At 35.2% G+C, this 17,358-nt stretch carries 16 protein-coding genes; 12 read left to right on the forward strand and 4 right to left on the reverse strand.

The features are described 5' to 3' along the window. Positions 1 to 36: 36 nt before the first annotated feature. The 3 genes from DPQ89_RS10660 to DPQ89_RS10670 all read right to left on the reverse strand — a co-directional run bounded on the left by DPQ89_RS10660 (position 37) and on the right by DPQ89_RS10670 (position 3,942). Positions 37 to 876, reverse strand: a complete 840-nt coding sequence (locus DPQ89_RS10660; RefSeq protein ID WP_127716924.1) for a hypothetical protein — start codon at positions 874 to 876, stop codon at positions 37 to 39. 218 nt (positions 877 to 1,094) lie between these two features. Then, a complete protein-coding gene (locus DPQ89_RS10665) occupies positions 1,095 to 1,607 on the reverse strand; it encodes an FxsA family protein (RefSeq protein WP_127716925.1) in 513 nt (170 codons plus the stop codon). 97 nt (positions 1,608 to 1,704) lie between these two features. Then, entirely contained in the window at positions 1,705 to 3,942 is a 2,238-nt protein-coding gene (locus DPQ89_RS10670) for an outer membrane protein assembly factor (RefSeq protein ID WP_164848354.1), read from the reverse strand. A gap of 172 nt (positions 3,943 to 4,114) precedes the next feature. On the opposite strand from DPQ89_RS10670, the gene DPQ89_RS10675 reads away from it, so the two are divergent. From DPQ89_RS10675 to DPQ89_RS10695, 5 genes are all read left to right on the forward strand, one after another. After that, positions 4,115 to 4,438, forward strand: a complete 324-nt coding sequence (locus tag DPQ89_RS10675) for a hypothetical protein (protein ID WP_127716927.1) — start codon at positions 4,115 to 4,117, stop codon at positions 4,436 to 4,438. A 37-nt stretch (positions 4,439 to 4,475) separates the two neighbouring features. Then, positions 4,476 to 4,934 (forward strand): hypothetical protein, encoded by a 459-nt coding sequence (locus tag DPQ89_RS10680; protein WP_127716928.1) that lies wholly within the window; start codon positions 4,476 to 4,478, stop codon positions 4,932 to 4,934. Between the two features lie 74 nt (positions 4,935 to 5,008). Then, the gene (locus DPQ89_RS10685) at positions 5,009 to 5,350 is read left to right on the forward strand and encodes a translation initiation factor (protein WP_164848355.1); all 342 of its coding nucleotides are present in this window, start codon (positions 5,009 to 5,011) and stop codon (positions 5,348 to 5,350) included. A gap of 83 nt (positions 5,351 to 5,433) precedes the next feature. Continuing rightward, on the forward strand, positions 5,434 to 5,772 hold the full coding sequence (locus tag DPQ89_RS10690) for a hypothetical protein (RefSeq protein WP_127716930.1): 339 nt from the start codon (positions 5,434 to 5,436) through the stop codon (positions 5,770 to 5,772). Then, positions 5,759 to 7,468 (forward strand): chloride channel protein, encoded by a 1,710-nt coding sequence (locus DPQ89_RS10695; RefSeq protein ID WP_127716931.1) that lies wholly within the window; start codon positions 5,759 to 5,761, stop codon positions 7,466 to 7,468. Before DPQ89_RS10690 ends, DPQ89_RS10695 begins: the two co-directional genes overlap by 14 nt. Positions 7,469 to 7,472: 4 nt before the next feature. Here the strand turns inward: DPQ89_RS10695 and DPQ89_RS10700 are convergent, their stop codons facing one another. After that, the gene (locus tag DPQ89_RS10700; protein WP_127716932.1) at positions 7,473 to 9,662 is read right to left on the reverse strand and encodes a cytochrome c3 family protein; all 2,190 of its coding nucleotides are present in this window, start codon (positions 9,660 to 9,662) and stop codon (positions 7,473 to 7,475) included. Positions 9,663 to 9,793: 131 nt separating this feature from the next. Here DPQ89_RS10700 and DPQ89_RS10705 point away from each other — a divergent pair, with 131 nt between their 5' ends. From DPQ89_RS10705 to DPQ89_RS10735, 7 genes are read left to right on the forward strand one after another with little or no spacing between them, the layout of a single operon-like run. Next, positions 9,794 to 11,326 carry an arylsulfatase gene (locus DPQ89_RS10705; RefSeq protein WP_127716933.1) on the forward strand — a complete coding sequence of 511 codons (1,533 nt, stop codon included), beginning with the start codon at positions 9,794 to 9,796 and terminating at the stop codon, positions 11,324 to 11,326. An 8-nt stretch (positions 11,327 to 11,334) separates the two neighbouring features. Beyond that, positions 11,335 to 12,300, forward strand: a complete 966-nt coding sequence (locus tag DPQ89_RS10710; RefSeq protein ID WP_127716934.1) for a MoxR family ATPase — start codon at positions 11,335 to 11,337, stop codon at positions 12,298 to 12,300. Then, complete coding sequence (locus DPQ89_RS10715) at positions 12,297 to 13,223, forward strand: DUF58 domain-containing protein (RefSeq protein ID WP_127716935.1); 927 nt, start codon at positions 12,297 to 12,299, stop codon at positions 13,221 to 13,223. The genes DPQ89_RS10710 and DPQ89_RS10715 overlap by 4 nt, the downstream gene beginning before the upstream one ends. Then, the gene (locus DPQ89_RS10720; RefSeq protein ID WP_127716936.1) at positions 13,220 to 13,645 is read left to right on the forward strand and encodes a hypothetical protein; all 426 of its coding nucleotides are present in this window, start codon (positions 13,220 to 13,222) and stop codon (positions 13,643 to 13,645) included. The genes DPQ89_RS10715 and DPQ89_RS10720 overlap by 4 nt, the downstream gene beginning before the upstream one ends. Further along, positions 13,642 to 14,607, forward strand: a complete 966-nt coding sequence (locus DPQ89_RS10725) for a VWA domain-containing protein (protein ID WP_127716937.1) — start codon at positions 13,642 to 13,644, stop codon at positions 14,605 to 14,607. The genes DPQ89_RS10720 and DPQ89_RS10725 overlap by 4 nt, the downstream gene beginning before the upstream one ends. Continuing rightward, positions 14,604 to 16,136 (forward strand): hypothetical protein, encoded by a 1,533-nt coding sequence (locus tag DPQ89_RS10730; RefSeq protein WP_127716938.1) that lies wholly within the window; start codon positions 14,604 to 14,606, stop codon positions 16,134 to 16,136. Before DPQ89_RS10725 ends, DPQ89_RS10730 begins: the two co-directional genes overlap by 4 nt. Then, entirely contained in the window at positions 16,120 to 17,355 is a 1,236-nt protein-coding gene (locus DPQ89_RS10735; protein WP_127716939.1) for a BatD family protein, read from the forward strand. Before DPQ89_RS10730 ends, DPQ89_RS10735 begins: the two co-directional genes overlap by 17 nt. Positions 17,356 to 17,358 lie beyond the last annotated feature (3 nt).

Raw genomic sequence — 17,358 nt, forward strand, 5'->3', positions numbered from 1 at the left:
TGTGCAGCTGATCCTAGTGTTGTGTAGATGCCTGATTTAATTTCTTCTATCACGTCTTGGGCGTTGTCCTCGATCTGGTCTTTGATCTCTATCTTGTCCATTCTTCTTTGCAGTGAAAATTTGAATTTCTCCTCTGCTGCCAAAAATATTATTTGAAACAGCTGAAACTTTTATAAAGTCAATTGGCTTTGCCAGTTGTTGTTTGAATTTGAATGACTTTAATCCTTTTACTTTCCCCTCTAGCTCGTCAAGGAGAACTACTTGTCCATCAGAAAACTTAACCTTTACCTCCGTAATACTGACACTCTTGCCAGAAGCGGAGATCTGAATGGCCTTAAAATTTGGACCTACTTGAATTTTCTTAGATGATCCTACGACCTTATTTACTTTCATTTTTGTCTTAGGTGCGAATTGTAAATTGGACACATTTTCTGGATTATAATCGAGCTGCATTTTTGTGGTAAGCTCAATTGAATCTAATTTTACATTTCCTTTAGTGTGTAGCTTCCATGGTCCTTGTTGGTCTCTATGAGATTGGGGAGCATGTAATGAAATACTATGAAAACCTGAGTAGTCAGAGTCAAATGTTTCTGGAGTTCCATCAATTGTTTGCGGATAGGTTTCTTGAAATCCAACTTGAAGGTTAACATCTGCGTGACCTTTTTTAGATTTTGCAGAAATTTCAACTTTCTTTAACTTAATTCCTACTAAACTATCTTGACCAAACTTTCTCTTTACCATTCTTTTTAAGTGTAAAGTCTCTTGGCCTTTTAAATGCTGAGCATGTAAATCAATCTTTAACTTTTGTGAAACAGCTAATGCTGATGGCGATAGTAACATTGTAGATAATAGAATTGTCCCGAATACGTGCTTCATTTTCTCTCCCTCAATCGAAAATAGGATATAGAGTACCTGTGGTGGAAACTCATACTAATCCTTAGTATTTGCTTAGTAATTTTTATTAAAGCAATTACTATGCCAATAATTTGAAAGATATTGCTATGTAACTGGGGTCAGCTTGGAATTGATGTGGGATAATTGTAGAGACATTTTGAGACCACTACTAATAATGGTCTCAAGTTGACACTCAGTTTTTATTTTTCTTTAAACTCTGCTTCAAAAACTCCAGGCTCAACTTCTTTAGGTCCAGAGCGGAGGTTTTCAAAACCTTTATGAGAGCTTGAATGGTGTGAATAGCTAAAGCCTCCACCTGATCCAAAGCTTGAAAATTGAACATTACCATTTCGAATAGCTTTTTCGAAGTAAGTCTTTAGGTAGAGCACTAGAATGTGACGAGTTCCCGGAAAGACCATGCTAAGACCCATGATGTCAGTCATAAATCCTGGTGTAAGTAATAATAGACCACCACCGAAAACGAGAAGGCCGTGGATAAGTTGATTTGCAGGAAGCGCGCCTTTATTCAAATCATTTTGAATATTTGCTAGAATGGCCATTCCTTGTGATTTGGCCAAGCTTGCTCCGACAACACCTGTGATTATGACTACCATTAATGTATTAATTCCACCTATCTGAGCACCTATTGAAAATAGTAGGTATATCTCTATGGCCGGAACAACGGTAAAAAGTAAAAGTAATATTGAAAACATAGTTTCTCCTATAGTTACCTTTATAACAGATAATTTTAAAAGGCCCTAGGCATGTATTGTAAAATTACTGTCAACTCTTGCTATAGTATTAATATTATTAAAGATCATACGCTGGGTCATAACTCCCAAGCATGAAGTAGAATGGTCTTAAAATATCTTCATCTCGGGATTTCGCGTTAACTGGAAGAGCGAAACCTGCCTCAATATTATTTCTTAAGAAGGTATTTCTCAAGTTGGCCCTAACTCCAAGACCAGCTACAACTCTTACGTCATCTAGTTCGCTTAGTTCATTTGAGACACTGGCAGCTTCAACAAAAGCGACTCCCTTTAAAAAGTCCTTCCAGATCGGAAAAGAGTAATTTACATTTGCACTGAGGCTGTAGTTTCCGCCTGCAGCACTTCCATCAGATGAAATTGAATTGTTCTTATAACCTCTAAGAGATCCGGTTCCCCCGGCATAGAATTTTTCATAGTAAGGTGTATTCTCGCTGGAGTAACCAAGTGTTACTCTTGAACTAATAATATGATGTGATCCATTAGAGTTACTAGCAAAACTTTTTTGAGTAATAAACTCTGATACAACCTTATTGTAAACACCCTCTTCAGAGTAGCTTGGTAATAGGGCAAGTTTCATTCGCTTTCCTGAAATTGCTTCCCCTGTGGAATCATATTGTTCTTCTTTGTAAACAAAAGTGCTCATCATTCCTATTGTTCTTCTATTTCCAGTCGCATCGTATACTTCATTGGCAAGCTGATCGGAAACTTCTGCAATATTTAAAAACTCTACTCTTGTTCCAATGCCAAGCTTAATATTTTTTGTAATCTGTTTAGAAACCATTGCGCTTAAGGAGAGACTATCTTTTTCGTAATTAGATCGCTTTCCTGTTTCAACATTTGCACTAATATCCATTTCATAATCTGTTCCTAAGAGATGGGGGTCTGAATAAACCATACCTAGCTTAAGTAGTTCTTGGGCCTTTGAGGCCTTGAAAGAAATTGCTTTTCCAGCATTAAATAGATTTGAATTTCGATAGCCAATGTCACCACCAAGACCTAAAGAAGAGTAACCAACTCCAAATTCGATCATTTGTGTTGAAGCTTCTTGAACTTGAATGATAATATTTCCGCTATTGGAGTGAGTTGGAGAAAAGTCTATTTTTACATCATCGTAGTATCCAGTTTGACGCATTTTACTTAAGGATTCATTTATATCTTGAATATTTACAAGTTCATTCTGCACCAGTGTAACATCAAGCAGAATCGTCTCTTCTTTCATTTTGTTCATACCTGTTACTAAAATATCATCTATAGAGTAGGCTTCACCTTCAGATAATAAAATAGTTAAGGTTTCAGATTCAGGATTATAGTCAGAAATTATATCAACCATTATGTGGCCTGACTTGCCATAGAACTCTCTTACTTTTTGGAGTCCTATTCTAAGATTCTTTTCACTATAGGGCGATCCTTCTTTGATACTTAAGACTTTCTCGATTTCGTTTTCTTTAAATATTTCTGTGCCGACAAATTCTACTTTTTTTATTATTGATTGAGTGTTTTCGATAATAGAAAAGTTGATAGATTTGTAGCTATCTTCATCATTCTTAATCTCATAAGAGATTTCTGCTTCCAGAAATCCGTTATTTCTATAATAGGTTAGTAGCTCCCTAACATCTTGAATCACTTTTTTTTCTTCGAGAATATACTTTGAAAAGAAGCCGCTTTCTTTAGATTTTATTTTCTTTTTAAGTTTTGAATCTTTAATAGAGTGGTTACCACTGAAAGTAATATCTGAGATCAGTGTTCTTCCTTCGTGAGACTTAACATAATAGTGAACAATCACATCATGGTTGTAAATATTAGCTTCAATGTCATGGGTAATTTCTAAGTCAAGATAGCCTCTTTGAGTGTATCTCTTTCTTATAAGGTCCTTATCATAATCTATGGAGGTTCCTTTTAAGATTGTTCCTCTTTGGGTTTGAAGCTCAGAGCGAAGGTCTAGGTCTATATCGTCTTCTACACCATCTAATTTTACTCTTACCCTTTGGACTTTCCTTTTAAGTTGAAACTCAAAGTTTAAGGCTATGCTATACTCATTTTGACCAGGGTTAACTGTTGCAATAATATCTGAATACTTTGGAAAACTTTTCTTTAGAGCATTAATATCTTCTAGTAGAATTGTTGTGTCTAAAATATGTCCAGCGCGAAGCTTAGTTAGCTTTTCAAAGTCCTTATGTTCCACAATTTGGTTTTGATCATTTAAAAAGAGAATAGATTCTATTTCATAAGCACTCAGCGAGTAGTTACAAATTAGGATTACTTTAAAAAGTATAAGCACTTTTAGATATATTCTCAGTTTTATGATCATGCCTTTTATTAGCAATTGAGAGGCCATGTGGGGCGGGCTAAACTCTTGATATCATATAGAAAATTGACAAAAAAGTAATCAATGACAAATATTTATACACTTTTTACCCTTGACGTAGTCTAGTTCAGCCCCAACTTTAAGTATGGTTGAAAATAGATGTCTCACATTTAAAAAGAAGTTTGCTTACTGTGTAGGGGCGAGCTGTATAGCGGTATTTATTTTCTCTATCTTTGGGGCTTCTCGTCCAAAAGTATTGAGCGAAAGTTGTCTTGAGAGCTGTGAAGTTAGTGTATATAAGAAGCTGGCCGTTGAGCATCACTCAAGTCTGACTCCGGAGTCTTCTACGTCTGAGCTAGAGTTCTGGAACAGCTCTGTTTTAAGAGAGGATTTTTCTTTTCTCAAAAATTTTACTTGGTCTAAAAAGGCCAAGCTTTTCTTCATAAGAGGACCTCCTCAATTTAGTTAATATTATCTTTATTATTAATTTTATTAGGAGACTCAAAATGAGCAAAAAAGTTATATTGGTTTCACTTGTTACTTCAGCATTCATGAATATGTCCCATGGTTTTGTTGAAAAATTTAAAAGTACAACGGCTTTAAATGACAGTTCTCAAAAGCTAGAGATTATACCGGTTAAGTACACAGATAAAGACTCTAAACATTGTCTAAACTTCAAGAATACAAAACTTCTTCCATTAAGCAGAAGACCTATTGTTTCGGTGGAGGGATTTCAGTACCAGGGAGTTGTAGATGAAAAGTTGGGGCTTAAGTTATTGGTAGATGATCATATCTCTAAAGATATTTCTAAGAAGTATATGAATCAGCAACTGGCGATTGTTTTAAATGGGAAAGTTATTTCAACGTCAAGACTTACTTCTGAGAGTAATGATCAGCAAGTAGGACTTAAGCTTAACGCCCAAAGTAGTCTTGAAAAAGTCATTGATGAGCTAAAGTTGTCTTAATTTCACATGTAGCTAGGTCAGAATTGGCCTAGCTACCTTTGATCATATATTATATGCGCAAGGAGCTAATTCAAATGAAAGAAGATGAATATGAACTTGTCTATATAAGTGATGGTTCGGGCAAGAATAAGTTGGATAAAACTAAAAAAAGTAAAGAAAAGAAGAACGTAGAGATTATTCCTTCTGAGACGACCTTGAAAATGAGAATAGAAAAGAAGGGACGTGGCGGAAAAGCTGTCACCGTTTTTTACGAATTTCCAGACAATCCTCCATACTTTAAAAGATTGATGAAAGAGCTCAAAAATCTCTGTGCAACAGGTGGCTCATATAAGGACACAACTTTTGAGATTCAAGGAGATCAAAGAGAGAAACTCAGATCTTATCTTGAGCAGAAAGGTTTCCAAGTAAAGGGCTAATCTCTCACTTAAAACCATTTTTATCTTTGATGTCATGACTTCTTTAGATTAAAGTATTCTCATTAATTTAATTAGGAAGATTTATGAATGTATTTTGTCTTAGTAAGAATGAAGGCTCTGAGATTTTATCATTTCTGGCCACTAGGGAAGGTGTAGATACTTATCTCATTGATCATGATGAAGAAGTAGAGGAACATGATGTTGAGAAGTGTATTATCTTAATAGATATTGATACTTTCAAGGATCATGGTTTCACCTTAGCATCTCGTATTTCTGCTAAAGATAATAAAGTCGCTCTAGTTGTTGGTGTAACGACTATGGAAGTTGATTCAACAAGCAGTAAGTTTGATTTCTTTTTTAATAGTATCGAATCTTTCGTTGAGAAATTTGATAGTATTTTGGAGAAATATGAACAAGCTTAAATCTCTACTAATGTTTGATATGTATAAAATTGGTCTTGCTGTTCTGTGTGTAGGGGTTGGTGCCGGTGGCTTTTCCTATATGCTGCATGAGTCAGTACATATCGTTACAAATTATTTAGGAACCTTCGAAACTTTTGATCTCAAGTCATATTTCTTTGCAGTAATTGTTGCAACTATATCTTATCTCTTAACGAGGTTTTTCTTTAAGGAAACTCATGGTTCGGGGATTCCTTTTGTTAAGTTAAGCTTAGTTGCTTATAAAGGAAAAATGCCAAAGAGGATGCCTTTTGGTAAATTTCTAACTTCGTTCTTTACTTTGTGTTCTGGCCTTTCTTTTGGAAAAGAAGGTCCTCTTGTTACTATCTCCGCAGCTTGGGCCCATCTGGTCGCTCATATTTTTAAAATGAATAGGCAGATTACCAAGGTTCTAGTTGTCTCAGGGGCAACAGCTGGTCTATCGGCCGCTTTTAATACACCTATTGCGGCAGTGGTTTTTACTATTGAAGAAATTATGGGTGAGCTTAATACAAAGTATCTAGGACCAATAATAGTTGCCTCTGTTATCGCCTCTGTTACTTCGTATAAACTATTTGGAAATAAGGCTACATTTGTTTCTCTAAATTATGGCTTTCATACTGAATGGCACTTTTTCTCATATTTACTATTAGGTTTAGTGATGTCACTAGTAGGGTTTCTCTTCGTTAAAATTATTTTATTTTCTAAAGATATAAGAAAGAAATACTTTGAAAAGTTGGATTTACTCTTCGTTATCTTTGCAGTTTCTTTGGCAGGTTTATTTTCTCAGTACTCAAGTGAAGTCCTTGGGGATGGGACAGCTACTATTAATAAGTTATTAATGGGAAATCATAATGAGACTCTCTCTTATATTGCGATACTCTTTGTCATGAAGCTTGTCTTGAGTACGAGTGCCTACAGTACCGGATTAAGTGGAGGCCTTTTCATGCCTGTTCTTTTCTTAGGAGCTGTTGGAGGAAGTGCTTTTGGAATCATCCTAACTAAATTAGGTCTGAGTGGAATTGAAATAGGTGCATTTGCATTGTTAGGAATGACTTCTTTACTTGTTTCTGTTATTCGAGCTCCATTTACAGCTTTTGTTATGTTATTTGAGATGACAAGAGATTATGAGCTAATTTTACCCCTGATGATCTCAAGTATTGCGGCCTATTGGATAAGTACGGTGATAGATCCAGAGTCAGTGTATGAGTCTGTAGCTGAGTATGAAGGAGTGCATCTACCCACCCATAGCGATAATGAATGCTTAAATGAGATGGCCGTCGAAGACTGCATGATTAAGGAAGTAATTTCTATTGCCTCAAATAAAACAGTTTTTGAAGTGAAAGATACTTTTTTAAATTATGATATTGGTGGTTTCCCAGTTCTTAAAAATGGAAGACTCATTGGTGTTGTTAACAAGTGTGACTTAAAGGCCAAGCTAGATGAAGCTCCTGACACTGCGGTAAGTGCTCTGCTAAAGCACTCTATCATTTCGATTTACCCTGATCAAAGCTTATTAGTGGCTCTAGATAGAATGAAGAGGTTTGAAATTGGTCGTCTTCCAGTGGTGAGTAGATTTAATGATAAGGAACTCTTAGGTATCATTACACCACAAGAGATCGTAAGGTTTTTAGGCCTTTCGAAAGAAGAAGATGAGGAAATAGAAGTGACTAAAGAGTAGTACTTTATTGTCTAAACTTATTAATTTCCTTTATATATTTTTGAGTTCTCACTTGGTCTTGTTCTCCTACACTTAGGCTAAATGCTAGTTGGTGAAATAGAAAAGAGCCTTTATACTTATCTAAGTTTGATTCCACAAAGTCTATGGCCTTTTTAAAGCCATAGACACTATTTAATGTAACTCCATAAATATAAGCATAGTAATCATTCTCTATCTCGTTAAGATGTGCCTTTTTTAGAAAATCAATTGCCTTAGGATAATCTTTCTTTCTTATGTAGAACATACCCAACGCCGCATTTGTAGCACCAAAGCTAGGATTAATTTTCAGTGCTTGCTCAAGTAGCATTAAATTATTCTGAGTATCGCCTTGATTTCGATAGATATCAGCCAAATTAATATACGCAGGGACAAAGTCGGGAAATCTATTAATCGAGAGATTTAACAACTCAGCTCTATTTTCATTGAAAAAGCCTCTTGCAGATAAAGCGGCCAATTTTAAAATATTATTAGGAGAGTCCGAGTGTAGTGTTAAGTTTGATATAAAGCTATCTAACTCCTTTTTAAGGACATCGTTCGTATTAATATCGTGAGAGTGCATGGCCAAGGTGTAATTAGCAGCATATGAGAGCATTTTTACTTTTGAACTAACTTCTTTAATAACTAAGTGCTTTAGTTGATCAATATTAGGATAACTCTGAAGTAACTCAAGAGTTGCCTTTCTTATTAGAATACTTTTTTCATTAAATAACTTTTCAAAAAAGTCTGCTTTTAAGGAAGGAAAGTTTCTAATAAAGCTAATAGCGTAGGCACGTTTCATTTCAGGGTTATTTGGATCTAATATATAACTAACAAGTAAGTCTTTATTCTTAAAATTACCTAGTTTCATATGCGCTAGGATTTCAAGTAAATCGTCCTTTGTTTTTAAGGGAGAATAGAGCTTAGTAAACTTCTTACTTAGCTCATTAGATGACATTGATTGATGACAACTGACACATGTGTTTGGAACACCATATTTTTTAGAATAGTCAGGTCTTGGGATTGTAAAAGCGTGATCTCTTCTTGAGTCAATACCCATGAAAGTCTTCTCGGGCATATGGCATGAAATACAATTTAAAGAACTCTTATGTTTTGTGTGAGTAACTTTTTCGTAGTTTGCATCATGACACTGAAGGCATGTCTTATTTCCTTGTGCCTTTAGTTTTCCACTATGTGGATTATGGCAGTTAAGACAAGTGACTCCTTTATGAAACATTTTAGATTGGGTAAAAGAACCCAGAACAAAGACTTCCTCGTTAGCTTGACCATCAAGTTGGTACTGTTGTTGATTAACAATTCTCATTGAAAATTGATTAAAATAATCTTCATTAAAGTCTTCGTTATAGGAATGATCCTCTCTTAGAGAATGACAAGAGAAGCACTTTGAATCAGCTCGTGAGCTATTTAGGTGTTCTCCTTGGGAGTGTTTTTTAACTTGATTAGCAAGTATCACTTTTGGATACCCACCCGTTTGGTTTTTATCAAAACCTTTGGATTTACTATCCATTTGACCATTTGCCCACAGAATATGTCCGTTGGTATTTCCGTGACAGGAATAACAAGAAATATTCTCACTAATAAAGCTCGTTTTATACTCATTATCTATTTTGGAAAAATTCTTCACTAGCCCAGAAGAATGACAGTTCGCACATCTGTTATTCCAGTTGTTAATATGCTTATTCCATTTCATTGATTGATCAGGCACACCGTCAATATCTTTGTAAACGTCAAACCATTTATTCTCTTTTACATCCCATGCAACTGGCAGGACTTGTTTTTGACCATTACTTAACTCAATGATGTATTGCTGAAGAGGCTGATGTCCAAAAGTATAGGCAATAGGATACTCTTTTTCATTAATGCGTACATAGAAGGATTCTTTCTTTTTAAAAAACTTAAATTGGTTCTCTTTTCTTTTGAAGGATTCACCATCAAATGAGGCCTTTACAAAATTCTCTTTTGCACGATTCATAGAGTGAAAATGATCTGATTCTTTCCACTGCTGGACTTCCTCTTTGTGACAAGTTGCGCAATCTTTTTTTAAGCTCACTTTCTGAGTGGTTTCATACTCTGATGAGTTAAGATTTCTTACCTCTTTAAAGCTTTTTGAGCATGAAATTAAAGATAGGCCTAGACAGAGAATGGATAAGTATTTCATGTATTAATCTTTTTAAATTATATAGGTTTTATGTTCAAAAAATGGATGCATAAGCATGTCTTTTCACATAGAATTTTCGCACTATATAAGAAATTTTTATAAAAATCAAAATGAACTATGGAGGTTCTAAAATGAATAAGTTACTGCTAGTACCAGTTACTTTCTTGGCCATTGCTTTAAGCTTTACGGCAAATGCGGCAAAGAAGCCAAACTTCTTAATCATCTGGGGAGATGATATCGGTATCAGTAATATCTCTGCTTATAGCCAAGGTATTATGGGTTATAAAACTCCAAATATTGATAGCATTGCAAAAGACGGTATTCTATTTACAGATTACTATGGTGATCAATCTTGTACTGCAGGTAGATCTACTTTTATCACTGGTCAGTCAGGAATTAGAACAGGTCTAACTAAAGTTGGTCTTCCAGGTTCTCCTGTAGGTCTACAGGCAAGAGACCTAACAATTGCTGAAGTTATGAAATCGCAAGGTTATGTAACTGGTCAATTTGGTAAGAACCACTTTGGAGACAAAGATGAGTATCTTCCAACAAAGCACGGGTTTGATGAATTCTATGGAAATCTCTATCACCTAAATGCTGAAGAAGAGCCAGAAGATGAAGATTATCCAAAAGATCCAAAATTCAAGAAGATGTTTGGACCAAGAGGAGTAATTCATGCGTTCGCTGATGGTAAAATCAAAGATACAGGACCACTTACGAAGAAAAGAATGGAAACTGTAGACGAAGATATCGTTAATCGTTCAATTAAATTCATGCAAGATGCTGTTAAGAAAAAGAAGAAGCCTTTCTTCGTTTGGGTTAATACTACAGGTATGCACTTTAGAACTCATCCAAGAAAAGAATCGAAAGGACTATCTGGTCAAGGACCATATAACGATGTAATGGTTCAACACGATCAATATGTAGGTAAATTACTAGATACTGTTGATTCTTTAGGAATTGAAAAAGATACTTTCGTAATGTATTCAACAGATAATGGTGTTCACTTTAATACTTGGCCAGATGCAGGTATCACTCCTTTTAGATCTGAGAAAAATACAAACTGGGAAGGAGCTTATAGAGTTCCGGCCGTTGTTAAGTATCCTGCAATGTATAAAGGTGGTCAGGTGTTAAACGGTATTGTTTCTCACTTAGACTGGATGCCAACATTGGCAACTCTTGCTGGAGCAAAAGATTTAAAGAAGAAACTACTTAAGGGAACTAAGGTTGGAAAATCTAAGGCCAAGCTTCACCTTGATGGTTATGACATGAATAGCTACCTTGCTGGTAAGTCTAAAGAATCTCCAAGAAAAGAATATCACTATATTTCTGATGAAGGGATTCCAGTTGCACTTAGAACTGGAGATTGGAAATGTGTTTATGCGGAAAATAATGCTAAGACAATGTTCATTTGGTTAAAGAAGTCTGATGAGTTAAGAATGCCTAAGATTTTTAACCTAAGAAGAGACCCTTACGAAAAAGCGGATACAGGTTCTAATTCATACTATGATTGGATGATTTCTAAAGCTCCTTATGTTTATAAGTGTTCGGCAGAAACATTAGCTTTTCTAAATACGTTTAAGAAGTATCCACCTAGTCAAAAACCTGATTCATGGGATGTTGGTGAAATGGCTTCGGATATGATGAAGTTTCAAAAGAATTAGAGGGGATTATGTCAGTTAGAGAGAGTTTTTTAGAAATTCAAACAAAACTAAATGAAGTTATAATTGATCAAGAAGCTATTGTTGAGAAATTACTACTAAGTTTAATTTGTAATGGAAATGTTTTACTTGAGGGTGCCCCTGGTACTGGAAAGACTACTACTATTAAATATCTCTCTAAATTGATTGAATCAACTCTTGGGAGAGTTCAGTTTACTCCTGATCTTCTCCCTTCTGATGTCACTGGTAGCGAGAGCTATATCACTGACGAAAAAGGAAATGGGAGAATTGAATTTTCTCCCGGTCCTATTTTTAATAATTTAATTCTTGCTGATGAGATTAACCGATCTCCGGCAAAAGTGCAGTCAGCTCTTTTAGAGGCCATGGAAGAGAGACAGGTCACGGTAATGGGGAAAACCTATAAAATGGCAGATCTCTTTATGGTAATGGCCACACAGAACCCTATAGAACAAGAGGGGACTTACCCTCTACCAGAGGCCCAATTGGATAGGTTTCTATTTAAGTTAATCTTAGATTATCCAAGTAAAGAAAGTGAAAAAGAAATCTTAAAGCTAGTAAGAAATGATAGCTTTAATAAATTAAATAATGAAAAAGCTTACGATCAATCTATTGTTTTTAAAGCAAGAGAAGAAGCTTCGAAGGTTCAAAGCTCTGAAGCAATCGTTCAATATATAATAGACTTAGTCGATGCAACTAGGTTCCCGTCTAAGTATTCTGATACTCTCGCTAAGTGGCTTACTATGGGAGTTAGTCCAAGAGCGACTATTGCTATCGATACTGCTTCAAGAGCGCTAGCATGGCTTAGCGGTCGTGATTTTGTTGAGCCTGATGATGTTCGATCTGTGGTATTCCCTGTATTGAGACATAGACTCTATCTCTCATATGAAGCCTACTCTGAGAGTGTATCTAGTGACGATGTCATTAAAGAGATAATTAAGTCTGTAGAGGTTTTATGACCTCAAAAGACTCTCGCGTCTATATTCAAATAAATGATCTTGTAGAGTTAAAAGGTAAGCTTAAAAAGTTTAAGCTTCTTAATAAAGTCCCCTTAAGAAACTTATTAACAGGAAAATTTCAATCTAAAGTTAAAGGTAGAGGCCTAACTTTTGAAGAGATTCGAGACTATCGAATAGGGGACGATATTAGGTACATGGATTGGAAGACTACCCTAAGATACGGCAAACCTCACACCAGATCATTTACGGAAGAAAAGGAAAGACCAGTTCTTCTATTTGTAGATCAAGGTCGTACTATGTTCTTTGGATCTCATAATAAGATGAAGTCTGTTGTTGCTTGTGAGCTTGCTGCGATTGTTACGTGGCTCTCTTTAGAACAGAAAGAAAGAGTGGGAGGTCTGACCTTTCATGAGAAGCACTACCAGTCCTTTACTCCTGGTCATAGTACTAATAAGACTATGGAGTTTTTTAAAGTTCTAGAAAAATTTAATGGAGAACTTGGTATAAGTTCTCAGGAAAGATTAGAAAATAGATTCTCTTACTATTTACCTAAATTAGAAAACCTGACGACTCAAAATAGTCTCCTTGTGTTAATTTCAGACTTTTATAGAATTGATGATCAATCGTTGAGTATTCTAAGAAGATTATCGAGTAAGAACCAGGTGGTTGCTCTTCATGTGTATGACCCCCTAGAGCATAAATTAGAAGATGAGGTCGACTTTGTCATAAGTGATGGGCAAGAAGTTGCACACCTCTCAAAAAGAACGGACTCGGAAATTCATAGAAAGTTTAACTCTTTTAAAGAGTCTCGATTAGCACAAGTAAAAAAGAAAGTAGCTAGTTTTGGGATTAAGTTTTATGAATTCAATACGAATGACGATATTTTAGAACAATTTGAGATGCAGGTTTTAAGAAGTAAATGAAGGTCTTAGAAGGAAAATACTTTGGTAATCTTACAGTCAAGGGAATAAAAGAAGTTTCCCTTGATTATGATTTCAGTTTCTTTCCCATCGCTTGGGGATGGTATATTCTCTTCCTAATAGGACTATTCTTTCTCCTAGCAAAATACTTTAAAAGAAAGAGGTTTGAAAAAGAGAATAGGTATATTTTAGATTATATAGAATATATCAATACTAATGAAGTGAACCTCTATGAACTATCAAAAATTCTTCATATAACTCATAAGAAAAAAAGAATTACTAAAGAGGATCGTGATAGCTTTTATCAAACAGAATTTGGAAAGAGTATTTCAAGATACTTATATCAGAATACTATTATGCCGTGTGAAGAATTTACTGACTTTAAGAACGCTGTTGTTGTGTGGCTTAGAAAGAGGTATCTGTGATATTTGAAAACCTCTGGGCATTTCTACTGTTACCACTACCACTTCTTATATACTACTTCGTTCCGCCCCTGGACCAAAAGAGGCGCTCTGTTTATGCACCATTTCTTTCTATTATAAAGAACTTGTCGAGCTCTACTATAAAAAAAGAAATATATATTCAAAAGTCTGTGCTTCAAAAAACTGTGTTGGTTATTTCTTATCTACTTTTAGTCGTAGCACTAGCGAAGCCTGTTCTTACTGGAAAAGAAGTTAGCGAAACCATAAGTGTTAGAGAGTTTTTTCTTGCCTTAGATCTTTCTGGTTCTATGAATGAGAAAGACACTAGTAGTGGCAGAACTAGACTAGAAGTTGCAAAAGAAGTCATGAGAAATTTTGTGCATAAGCGACAAAAAGACAGAATTGGTCTCGTAGTCTTTGGTGACTCTGCTTATATCCAGAGTGGGTTAACAGATGACTATAACTCTCTTTCTAGATCAATTGATGAACTTGAGGTTGGTATGGCAGGAATGAGTACTCATATTGGAGATGCTCTTGGCCTTAGTGTCAAAAGTTTATCATCAAGTGTTGCTAAAGATAAAGTTATTATTCTTTTTACTGATGGTAATGATACTGGAAGTGAGATCTCTCCACTGATTGCTTCTGAGCTGGCCAGTAAAGAAGCTATTAAAATATACCCTATAGGTTTTGGAAATCCTGGCTCAGTTGGAGAGAATCCAATTGATTTTTCAATACTAGAGGGGATTGCGATTAAGACTGGTGGAAAACTTTTTAGGGCTGCTAATGAAGCAGAACTTTCACTAAGCTATGAAAAGATCAATGAAATTGAACCATCTAAAGTAGAGATAACTAAGTTTGTACCTTTTATCGATATCTATTACTATTTTCTAATCCCAATATTTATTTTTATGCTTATTAAGCTCTTCACACTTTGCTCTATGGGAGTAAGAGGAACTTCTGTATGAGTATATTGTCTGACTTTCATTTCTTAAGGCCTTGGTGGTTAATTTGTATTCCGTTGATAGTTCTTTGTTGCTATCTTTACGAAAAGAATGCAGGGCTTGGAAATATGAAAAAATATTTTAGTCCTCATATCCTTAAACACTTACTCTTTGATTCAGGAATAAAGAAGTACTTTAATATATTCTACCTATTCGTTTACACCCTCGCTGGACTATGCGTAGTTATTGCGGGACCAACGTATCAGAAAGTGCAAACGCCTTTTAATGTAGACCAGTCAAAAATTGTTTTTGCATTCGGACTTTCTGATTCAATGAAGCAGAAAGATATACTTCCAAGCCGAATTGAAAGAACAAAGATAAAGCTGATAGACTTTCTTGAAGAAAACTTAACGGCCAGTGTTGCTCTTGCAGCTTTTGGTCAGCGTTCTTATAATCTTCTTGCCCTTAGTGCTGACAGAAGTATTGTCAGACCATATCTTGAAGCAATTGCTGTAGATATAGTAAGTAAACAGGGAAGAAGTGCATCCTCTATTGAAAAAATTCTACCTAATTACTTTACAACTAAAGGACAGGGGCAATACCTTGTCATAATATCTGATGGAGTAGAGTTAGACGACATTGCAAAATTTGAGATATTGACTAAGAGGTATAACTTATCAGTTATCGTCTATGGCGTTGGGCTTAATACGAGTGAGGGGAGCTTTATAAAAAAGAATAAGGAATCTCTTGTGAATTTAGCAAAGGCCAGCGGGGGTCGGTATATTGAAAATACTGCGAACTCTGACGACGTAGAAGAGATGATTAGTAGTATTTCTCCTTATTACCCTGCGGCGGCCAACGAAAGCATCCCTTGGGAGGAATTTGGATATTACTTATGCTTTTTATTGGTTATTCCATTTCTCCTCTTTTTTAGAAAGGGCGCTAGTATTGCAGTTCTTCTAACTATTTTCTTACTAGCTCCTAGAAATTCCCATGCAATTAAACTTTTAAGGCCTTTTATTACGGATAATCAACAAGCAATGATTCTCTTTAAAATTGGATACTTTGATAAGGCTGCTCCTTTATTTGAAGATAAGAAATTAAAGGCCCTGTCTTTTTACTTAAGTGAAGACTTTAAAAATGCTGAGATGATTTTTTCAACTTTAAAAGATAAAGAGTCTAGGTTTGCTTATGCCAATAGTCTTGCTCATCAAGGGTTTTATTTAAGTGCGCTTGAAGTCTATGAAAAATTAATGAATGAGTATCCAGGTGAGGAACGTTTTAAAATAAATTTTTCAATGATGGATAAGATAGTAAAAGAAATTGATCAGCTAGGGGGGTCTCAGGTTTCAGAGGGGCATGATAAGCTCTCTAAAAAGAAAGAAGATTCTCATAAAGTAAGTAGAGGAGCTTTAAAAGAGCAGTTCTCTGAAAAACAAAAAGATAGTATAAACTCAGAAGATAATTTAGATAAGTGGTATAGTAAGTTAGACTCAAACCTCGAGGACTTCTTATATCAAAAAATTAGGATTCTCGATGAAAAGAATAATTAGTATTCTATTTTACTTATTATGTACGTTGAGTTTTGCTCAAGATAATCTGGCCTTGAATTTTGCTAGAGGAGACCTCTTTAGCGAAATTAGAGTAAATACCGAAGAAACTTATCCTAAGTCTGCGGTAAATGTGAGTGTCTCACTTGCTTATATTAAGAATGCAAATCTTACGTTCAAGTTTCTAGATCTTCCTGTGCAGGGAGGGTTTGCAATACAACAAGACCAAAGAACTATCTTTGGAACGAAGGACCATGGTGGAGTTCAGTATACACTTAAAACCCAGGAGTTAATTTACTACTTTGATCGCGCAGGTGTAAATCAGATACCTCCAATAACTCTATATATCTCAGGAACAATAAGAGGGAAGAAAATAAGTGGAACTCTTAGAACTAAACCTGTCGAGCTAAAGGTCAATAGTATTGACTCTACTTTTAGCTATGCTGCTCTTGAAAGTAGTGCTGAGGTTGAAGTTGATATACCAAGTGATCGAGAGCTTAAAAAAGGAGATTCTCTTACTTATCTATTAACTTTAAAAAGCAGTGGTAGCTCATCTCTCTATTTGCCACAAATCCGTTTTAATGAGGCACAAGATGTTGTCTATTATTATAAGAAGTTAAAATCTTCGGATACTTCTAATCGTGGAGATTTAGAGTCTATTGTTCAGTATGAGGTTACTGCTGTTTACAATAGGGCCGGTGAGTTTACTCCAACTATTTCACCTATTTATTACTATAATATTTCAAGCGGTGAAATTGAGTCTGTAGACTTTGATCTCGAAACAATCCAGTTATCAGGATTTTATATTACTAAGCAGATGCGAAAGATAATTACTATAGTTCTTACTTTTATTGCTCTATTCGTACTAGTTTATATTTTAAAACGAGAACAGATAAGAGGTTATGTCGCGCAGAAATTAAGAAAGAGACAGTTAATATCACAGTTTAAACAGGCGCTAACATCGAAGGAGTACTCGAAAGTAATCTCTCTCTTTTATAAGGCCCTTGATGAGTTTTCTCCAGACAATTACTTTTTGAAGAAGTTCTTGTTACAAGTTTCAAGTTCAGAATTAGAACCCCTAGATCATCTCCTTGAGAATCACTATAGTAGTCGGAGTAAAAATATTCATACTGATAAATTAAAAGTATTATTTAATGAGGTTGCCTCTAGTAGAAAATGTGACTTTGAAGATGCTAGGATAAACTTAGAAATAAACACGTAAAAA

It is taken from the genome of Halobacteriovorax sp. HLS (assembly GCF_004006665.1).
Lineage (GTDB): Bacteria > Bdellovibrionota > Bacteriovoracia > Bacteriovoracales > Bacteriovoracaceae > Halobacteriovorax.

Coding starts and splice junctions, on each gene's coding strand:
- DPQ89_RS10665 (WP_127716925.1), bottom strand. CDS start 1,607: ATGTTTTCAATATTACTTTTACTTTTTACCGTTGTTCCGGCCATAGAG.
- DPQ89_RS10715 (WP_127716935.1), top strand. CDS start 12,297: ATGACCTCAAAAGACTCTCGCGTCTATATTCAAATAAATGATCTTGTA.
- DPQ89_RS10675 (WP_127716927.1), top strand. CDS start 4,115: ATGGTTGAAAATAGATGTCTCACATTTAAAAAGAAGTTTGCTTACTGT.
- DPQ89_RS10705 (WP_127716933.1), top strand. CDS start 9,794: ATGAATAAGTTACTGCTAGTACCAGTTACTTTCTTGGCCATTGCTTTA.
- DPQ89_RS10660 (WP_127716924.1), bottom strand. CDS start 876: ATGAAGCACGTATTCGGGACAATTCTATTATCTACAATGTTACTATCG.
- DPQ89_RS10685 (WP_164848355.1), top strand. CDS start 5,009: ATGAAAGAAGATGAATATGAACTTGTCTATATAAGTGATGGTTCGGGC.
- DPQ89_RS10710 (WP_127716934.1), top strand. CDS start 11,335: ATGTCAGTTAGAGAGAGTTTTTTAGAAATTCAAACAAAACTAAATGAA.
- DPQ89_RS10720 (WP_127716936.1), top strand. CDS start 13,220: ATGAAGGTCTTAGAAGGAAAATACTTTGGTAATCTTACAGTCAAGGGA.
- DPQ89_RS10700 (WP_127716932.1), bottom strand. CDS start 9,662: ATGAAATACTTATCCATTCTCTGTCTAGGCCTATCTTTAATTTCATGC.
- DPQ89_RS10730 (WP_127716938.1), top strand. CDS start 14,604: ATGAGTATATTGTCTGACTTTCATTTCTTAAGGCCTTGGTGGTTAATT.
- DPQ89_RS10680 (WP_127716928.1), top strand. CDS start 4,476: ATGAGCAAAAAAGTTATATTGGTTTCACTTGTTACTTCAGCATTCATG.
- DPQ89_RS10690 (WP_127716930.1), top strand. CDS start 5,434: ATGAATGTATTTTGTCTTAGTAAGAATGAAGGCTCTGAGATTTTATCA.
- DPQ89_RS10695 (WP_127716931.1), top strand. CDS start 5,759: ATGAACAAGCTTAAATCTCTACTAATGTTTGATATGTATAAAATTGGT.
- DPQ89_RS10735 (WP_127716939.1), top strand. CDS start 16,120: ATGAAAAGAATAATTAGTATTCTATTTTACTTATTATGTACGTTGAGT.